This is a genomic window from uncultured Campylobacter sp., from assembly GCF_938018145.1.
In the GTDB taxonomy this organism is placed as follows: domain Bacteria; phylum Campylobacterota; class Campylobacteria; order Campylobacterales; family Campylobacteraceae; genus Campylobacter_A.
In genome coordinates this window covers 1-6,295 of sequence record NZ_CALIII010000082.1, presented here as the reverse complement: position 1 = coordinate 6,295, position 6,295 = coordinate 1, and the positions used below count along the sequence as shown (strand labels likewise).

10 protein-coding genes are annotated in these 6,295 nt (G+C 43.5%); 3 read left to right on the top strand and 7 right to left on the bottom strand.

The annotated features are described in order from the left end of the window. The 4 genes from yidC to rpmH all read right to left on the bottom strand — a co-directional run. Nucleotides 1-739: membrane protein insertase YidC (gene yidC, locus Q0338_RS01805; protein ID WP_298085266.1), on the bottom strand; the 739-nt coding region annotated here is incomplete at its 3' end. Further along, nucleotides 739-1,104, bottom strand: a complete 366-nt coding sequence (gene yidD / locus Q0338_RS01800) for a membrane protein insertion efficiency factor YidD (RefSeq protein ID WP_009496673.1) — start codon at nucleotides 1,102-1,104, stop codon at nucleotides 739-741. The genes yidD and yidC, both read right to left, overlap by 1 nt. Further along, a complete protein-coding gene (gene rnpA / locus Q0338_RS01795; RefSeq protein ID WP_298085267.1) occupies nucleotides 1,083-1,400 on the bottom strand; it encodes a ribonuclease P protein component in 318 nt (105 codons plus the stop codon). Before rnpA ends, yidD begins: the two co-directional genes overlap by 22 nt. A gap of 14 nt (nucleotides 1,401-1,414) precedes the next feature. Beyond that, nucleotides 1,415-1,549: a 50S ribosomal protein L34 gene (gene rpmH / locus Q0338_RS01790; RefSeq protein ID WP_002946826.1), complete on the bottom strand. Its 135-nt coding sequence runs from the start codon at nucleotides 1,547-1,549 to the stop codon at nucleotides 1,415-1,417. A 136-nt stretch (nucleotides 1,550-1,685) separates the two neighbouring features. Between rpmH and Q0338_RS01785 the strand changes: the two genes are divergently transcribed. Genes Q0338_RS01785 through Q0338_RS01775 form a run of 3 tightly spaced genes read left to right on the top strand, consistent with a single transcriptional unit; the run spans nucleotide 1,686 to nucleotide 4,027 of the window. Next, nucleotides 1,686-2,162, top strand: a complete 477-nt coding sequence (locus Q0338_RS01785) for a GNAT family N-acetyltransferase (protein WP_298085265.1) — start codon at nucleotides 1,686-1,688, stop codon at nucleotides 2,160-2,162. A gap of 39 nt (nucleotides 2,163-2,201) precedes the next feature. Then, nucleotides 2,202-2,831 carry a uracil-DNA glycosylase gene (locus tag Q0338_RS01780; RefSeq protein ID WP_298085264.1) on the top strand — a complete coding sequence of 210 codons (630 nt, stop codon included), beginning with the start codon at nucleotides 2,202-2,204 and terminating at the stop codon, nucleotides 2,829-2,831. Continuing rightward, nucleotides 2,828-4,027, top strand: coding sequence for a hypothetical protein (locus Q0338_RS01775; protein WP_298085263.1), 1,200 nt, complete (start codon nucleotides 2,828-2,830; stop codon nucleotides 4,025-4,027). Before Q0338_RS01780 ends, Q0338_RS01775 begins: the two co-directional genes overlap by 4 nt. On the opposite strand, the gene Q0338_RS01770 is transcribed toward Q0338_RS01775, so the two are convergent. From Q0338_RS01770 to Q0338_RS01760, 3 genes are all read right to left on the bottom strand, one after another. Next, complete coding sequence (locus Q0338_RS01770) at nucleotides 4,015-4,413, bottom strand: YbgC/FadM family acyl-CoA thioesterase (RefSeq protein WP_298085262.1); 399 nt, start codon at nucleotides 4,411-4,413, stop codon at nucleotides 4,015-4,017. The two genes, Q0338_RS01775 and Q0338_RS01770, sit on opposite strands and share 13 nt — an antisense overlap. 9 nt (nucleotides 4,414-4,422) lie before the next feature. Beyond that, nucleotides 4,423-5,511 carry a hypothetical protein gene (locus tag Q0338_RS01765; protein WP_298085261.1) on the bottom strand — a complete coding sequence of 363 codons (1,089 nt, stop codon included), beginning with the start codon at nucleotides 5,509-5,511 and terminating at the stop codon, nucleotides 4,423-4,425. A 9-nt stretch (nucleotides 5,512-5,520) separates the two neighbouring features. Next, a partial coding sequence (locus tag Q0338_RS01760) for a cell surface protein (protein WP_298085260.1) occupies nucleotides 5,521-6,295 on the bottom strand: 775 nt, incomplete at its 5' end.

Here is a 6,295-nt window from a genome sequence, read left to right as displayed (position 1 = left end):
CCGTATAGTATCTGTCGCTTGCCGCGGCTATATTCACGTTATTAAAGCTTTCAGTCGCGTCTACGTCGCCATCCTCGATGATAGTTAGCTTGCCATCGTTATGCTTAAGTAGCGCGCCATGCACGGTGTAGCTGTCGATAGCGACGCTTGGACGAAATCCCGGAGTTACGTAGTATTCGCCGGCACTCACGCTAAGATCCAGATCGTAGCTTCCGTTTGGATAAAATGTGATCTTTTTGGTTACGCTAGAGCCTTCCAAATTTTGCGTTAAAACTATGCTTTTTGGCTCGCTAGTTAAATTTATCTCGCTAACGTCGCTTGCGTAGGCTACCTTAAAAGCTTGCTCATTTAAAGCTTTGTCGCTAAAGCGTACTTCAAGCGGTAACGGCTGAGTGCCGGCTAGCTCTATGCGCTCATCCTCGGCGTTTTTATATTTTTCGTCATTTAGATAAAATTTAGAAATCCTGCCTAGCTCGTCGATACGCGCCTCAAAGTGCTCACCCTTTATCACAGCGATCTCGCGGCTTTGCGTCGCTACGGCTTGCGGAGCGCTAGTAGCCGATGCGGTATTTGTACTCGGAGCGGCATTTGCTTGCCCTGCCTGCTGCGCTGCAACGGTTTGGTTTTGATCTAACGGCAAATTTTTAGGAATAAAAAAATGATCATAAGCGATAAAAAAGATAAAAGATAAAACGGTCGCTAATATCACGCGTTTTTGAACTGACATATTGTCTAACACTATTTTTCCTTTTGAAAGTCTAAATTTTTAATAACGTAGAATTTATTTTTTTTATACGGGACGAACCAAAATGCGATATGTGATTTTAAATTTTGATTGGATATAAAAAAAGAGTTGAAATTTTTACTAATAACGGGGTAGTCGATGCCGCCCTTAAAGAGTTGATTACAGCGTAAAATTCTAAAAATAACCGCAAAGAGCGCTGAGAAAAAGCCGTTAAATTTAAACTGCCAAACGGCAAATTCCGAGCATGAGGGATAGTATCTGCAAGACTTCGGAGTAAATTTGGAGATATAATCTTGATACGCTTTTATCAAAAATAAAATAGCTTGTTTTATCATTTTCATATGCCTGATTTTATACATCCGAGTTTTTTCATAGCCCAAGAGATATTTTTTTTGAGCTTTAAAAACGAGCTTTTATCTAGCCCGTTTTTAACGACTATCACGTAAATGCCGTCCGCAAGCTCGTTTGAAATCTCGACAATGACCGCTCGCAAAAGCCTCTTGCAACGATTGCGAACGACGGCTTTGCCCACCTTTTTGCTGGCTACGACGGCTAATTTGTTTTCATTGCAAGGCTTAAAAAAGACTATCGCCTCCTCGCAGTGCCATTTGACGGCCTCTTTGTAGACGCTTGAAAACTCCTTTTGGCTGCTTATAGGGCTAAATTTGCTTAAACGGCCAATCTTGCTCTGCCTTTTGCGCGTCTTGCGTTTAGCACTTTGCGGCCGTTTTTAGTTTTCATGCGGACGCGAAACCCGTGAGTGCGTTTTCTAGGGGTTTTATGGGGTTGGTATGTTCTTTTCATAAATTTTTCCTTATGGTGATTTTGATATAAGTCGGTGATTTTATCAACAAATCGCTTAAAATCCTTTTAATAAATTTTTAAACTTCGTTTTAAAATAATAAAAATATAATCGCTCATTAAAATTTAGGAGAAAATTTTGCCTTACGTTATTAGAAAAGCATCCAGGGCCGACATCCCGGCCGTTTGCGAGCTAGTTAAAGAGCTAGCCGCATACGAAAAAATGAGCGATGAAGTAAAATTTACGCCCGAAATTTTCGCGGGGTCTATTTTTGAGAAAAACTACGCCCGTGTTTTAGTCTGCGAAACAGAGGGCAAAATCATAGCTTACGCCATATATTTTTATACGTTTTCCACGTTTTTGGGACTTGGCGGGATTTATTTAGAGGATCTATACGTCCAAAAAGAGCATCGCAACAAAGGCATAGGAAAAGAGTTTTTTAAATTTTTAGCCAAAATTTGCAAGGACGAAAATCTGCAACGTCTCGAGTGGGCGTGCCTGCACTGGAACGAGCCCGGCATCAAATTTTACGAAAAAATGGGCGCGAAAAACCAGTCCGAGCAGTGGAGAAACTACTGCTTGGACGGCGAAAATTTAAGCAAACTAGCGCTTTGATTTATCTGTTTTTAACGCCCTTTTGGATATCATCGCGCGATGAGTTACGCAAACGAAATTTTAAGAGAACTTTACTATCTGAGGGCGTTCGGATATAAATTTGCCGATTTTTCGCCTTCGACAGCGGCCTTGCCGAGAAGTCTTGCCGAGCTAAACGCAAGCATCAAAGAGTGCAATCTATGCGAGCTTTGCAAGAGCGCAAATCACGCACTAACGGGCCTTGGCGATAAACGCGCCAAAGTAGTTTTCGTATTTGATGCGCCAAACGCCGCTGAGGATGCGAGCGGAGAGTTTTTGGCTGGCGACGATAAGTTTTTGCAAAATTTAAACGAGCTAGCAGGACTTAAAAAGGACGAAATTTACGTCACGAGCCTGCTAAAATGCAAGCCCGCCGCCAAAGCTCCGACAAACGCTTACGAGCTTTGCGAGCCGTATTTTAGCGCGGAAGCCCGTCTAGTCGCGCCAAAGCTCATCGTAGCGCTTGGCGAAGAGGTTTTTTACAAAATGATAAAACAAAGCGCGCAAAGCTTTGAAACCATAAGGGGAAACATAATGAAATTTAAACACTCGGCCTTGCTGGCGACCTATTCGCCCACAGTCGTAGCGAAAAATCCAAGCAAAAAAGAGCTGTTTTTCAACGATCTAAAAAAGATAAAAGAGTACCTATGAGAAAAATTTTAACCGTTTTATTGATCTGTTCAGCGCTATTTGCCAGGAGCGACAAGCCATCAGATATCCCGCCGGCTAGCGAAATTTATATAAATTTAGAACCCGTTAAATGCAGCGACGCATGTTTACTAGAACTCGTTAGAGAGGGTCTTTTGCACAGCTTTTTAGCTCGCTACGAAGGCAGCTCCAATCAAGAAATTTTACAAGCCTTTAACGCCCTAAACGGCTCATACGTAAACGCCGGCACCGAAAGCCTGACTCCAAGCTCAAACGCCGAGTTTAAGATCGCCGTCATCATCCCGCAAGATAGCATAAAAAGCTACGCCGGCGTCGTCTCAAACGCGGTTATAGCCTATGTAGTGAGGCAAAATGCCGCCATCGAAGTTAAATTTTACAACATCGGCAACGAAGCCCCAAGCGCTATCGACGGCGCACTAGCACGCGCTAGAGGCGAAAATATCTCCTATATCATCGCGCCGTTTACGCCTGTTGGCGCAAAATATCTAAACGAGGTTCTAGATCCGTCCATGACGGCTTTTGTGCCGACTCTGCACATCTCTAGCGTCGATTCGCCGCAGGATAATTTGATATTCGGCGGTATAGACTACAAAGGGCAGGTTGAAAAGCTACTAAATTTCTCAAACGGCCAAGTCGCGGCATTTTCTGACGGTAGCGCGCTAGGAGCAGCACTAAACCGCTACGCTGACGAGTTTAGCGGCGGGCTAGCCTACGAAAACGAGATCGCAAACGGCGTCACCGACCTAAAGTCGATGCTATCTGGCAACTCCAGGCTAAGCGGCGCGACCGTTTTCCTAAACGTTCCGCTCGTAAAAGCTTCGATGGTGAGCTCTCAGATGCGCCTTTACGACGTCAAATTTAACGCCCTTTTAAGCACGCAAATCAACTATGCGCCGAGCATCTTTAAACTCATGCAACCGCAAGATAGAGAAAAGCTCTACATAGCAAACTCGATCTCCAAAACCGACGGCGCGCTAGACTCAAACAACGAAATTTTGGGGCAAAATTTGAACTTCAACTGGGTGGGTTACTCCACTAGCGCCGGGCTTGACTACATCTACGCGACCTACCTAAACCGCGGCGCGCAGAGGCTTTTTAGCCAGAGCGTCGAGGACTCGCAGATCGTATACGATACGAAGGTTTTAAAAGCCGGCGAATACGGCTTTTACGAGCAATAAGAGGAGAGAAAATCCACTATCTCCTCGCCCATCTTAGCAGGTCTTAGGTTGCTAACAAACGCAACCTCGATGTCCGCTTCAAAGACGAGCTCAGGCTCGCATTCGCCGCTTAAATTTGCGATTTTATAAATTTTCTGATTTATGAGCGCGGAGGCTTTTTTTAGGTTTGCCACGCTCGTTTTTACCTCGAGCAGATCGCCCAGGACGGCCGGTTTTTTAAATTTCGCCCGAATCTCGCTCACGACAAAATGCCCGTCCTTACTAAAAGGCTTAACATCCGAGTCAAAAAACATCTGGCTGCGCGCCCTTTCGCAGTATTTTATATAGTTTGCGTGATAGACTATGCCGCCCGCGTCGGTATCTTCGTAGTAGATTCGTATTTTCACAGTCGCTCCTTAGGCTTTTAGATCAAGCCCCATTTTACCGACTTTTCTTAAAAGCTCCATTATATCCACCCCTTTTTCCTGTTCGGCTTTTAAGAAATTTTCAAAGAATTCTCGTCTGATGTCTTTATCTACGTATGTTTTGCTTTTGCTAGTAGCCTGGATAGGCTTAAATTTATTCTCTTCGGGCGTTTCTTTAGGAGCTTGATCGCTTACTGCACTTTCTTTTAGGGCTATATTTTGTAGCACGTCTGCGATACTCTCGCCTTTGTTAAACGCATCTTTTAAGAAATTTAAAAACTCTTTTTTAGTTGCTTCATCTGCGTAGCTCACCTGTTTTACCATCTCTTGTCCCCAAAAGACCGCAGGCCGTTTTCCTGATATCTGGTCGAAATTTAGCTTGCCGTCTTTGAGCGAGATTTTGACCTTTGCGTTCTCTCCTAGTATCTTTTCGGCGGCAACCTCAAGCCATTTATCTTTAAATTTTTCCAAATCCATATCGGAGTCTAGTAGGTTTGCCATATCGACCGCCATTTTAAGTCCGGTACCTTTCGTATGACCAACTCCAAAGCTTCCTAGATCCACACTAAACGCACCCATAAACCCATCTACGCTAAAAACATCGTTTTCCATGTTTGAACTACTTTGCAAGACCTTCGTGCTATCTATAAATTTCTTTAGCTCTGCGACCTTATCCTTGCTCATGCTTGGATCAAGCCCGTTTATCTTGCCCCAAACGCTGATTTTATCATCTTCCGTATAGCCGCTTAGCGAATACGCCTTACGCGCAACCACGGGATCATAAGGTTTATATATCGGTTTTTTAAAGCCCATTTTTATAGCAAGAAGCCTATTTTGCTGCTTGTCGTTTAGTTTTGAAAACTCTACGTTTTGCGCCCAAACGGCAAGCTCGTTTTCGTCCAGTTCGTCAGAATCGAGAGCATAATAATCGATCGGTTCGGTCAAATTTGATCGAGACGGCGCCGAATTTGAGGTTAAATTTATAGCCTCTTTTTCCTCGCGTGCTTTTAAATTTCGCTCGTGAGCGCTACTAAAATCATAGTTTACGTTTGCGTTAAATCCGTTTACGCCGCTTATCATATTAATCCTTTATGCTTTTACGTCAAATTTGCCTAGTTTTGCTAGTTGATTTAAAATTTCAGTTATATCCGTCCCTTTTTCGCGTTCGGCTTTCAAGAAATTTTCAAAGAACTCGCGTCTGATGTCTTTATCCTCGTAAGTCTTGCTTGTGCTCGTAGCCTGGATGGGTTTAAATTTAGCTTCGGCTCTTTGCTTAGCTAAATTTTCGTTGTATTCTCTCATCTCTTGATTGATTTTTGCCACGGCTTCCTTGTGGGCTTTAGTAGTTTTCTCGATATCTTCCGCGTAGAGTTTTTTAAATTCTTCTATACTGATGTCGGTTCTTTGCAGCAAAGCAGCTCCGACGCTGCCCATCGCAGCGTCTTCGGGCAAAGAGTTTTTAAATGCTTTTAGCTCCTCTTGCTCCTCTTTTGTTCCGAGCCCCAAAAGCTTGCCCCAAATAGTCGGTTTGCCGTCTATCGAATCGGATTGTAATAACCTAGAATACCTCGCCAGCATACCGTCTACGGCCTCTTCCATGGTTTCGGGCTCTTTAGCTCGCAGAGTCTTTATCTGCTCGGGCGTATATTTCTTGGACAATATATCGTCGATTTGATTTATAGCTTTAGTTATCCAGCCTTCTTCGCTCTTGTCTATTTTAATAACTTCTTTTAGTAATTCCTCGCTGGGCCTGCTTTGGTATATCTGAATTTGTCTTTTTACGTCTTCTTTGTTGTTTGAAGCTTGCATTTGCTCGTTCGCCAAATTCGTTTTAGCGGTTTTATCTGCAGGAGTTAAATTTGAC

What these genes read in the sequence shown, in the direction of transcription:
- yidD (WP_009496673.1), bottom strand. Translation starts at nt 1,104, where the DNA reads ATGTATAAAATCAGGCATATGAAAATGATAAAACAAGCTATTTTATTT.
- rpmH (WP_002946826.1), bottom strand. Translation starts at nt 1,549, where the DNA reads ATGAAAAGAACATACCAACCCCATAAAACCCCTAGAAAACGCACTCAC.
- Q0338_RS01780 (WP_298085264.1), top strand. Translation starts at nt 2,202, where the DNA reads ATGAGTTACGCAAACGAAATTTTAAGAGAACTTTACTATCTGAGGGCG.
- Q0338_RS01775 (WP_298085263.1), top strand. Translation starts at nt 2,828, where the DNA reads ATGAGAAAAATTTTAACCGTTTTATTGATCTGTTCAGCGCTATTTGCC.
- Q0338_RS01765 (WP_298085261.1), bottom strand. Translation starts at nt 5,511, where the DNA reads ATGATAAGCGGCGTAAACGGATTTAACGCAAACGTAAACTATGATTTT.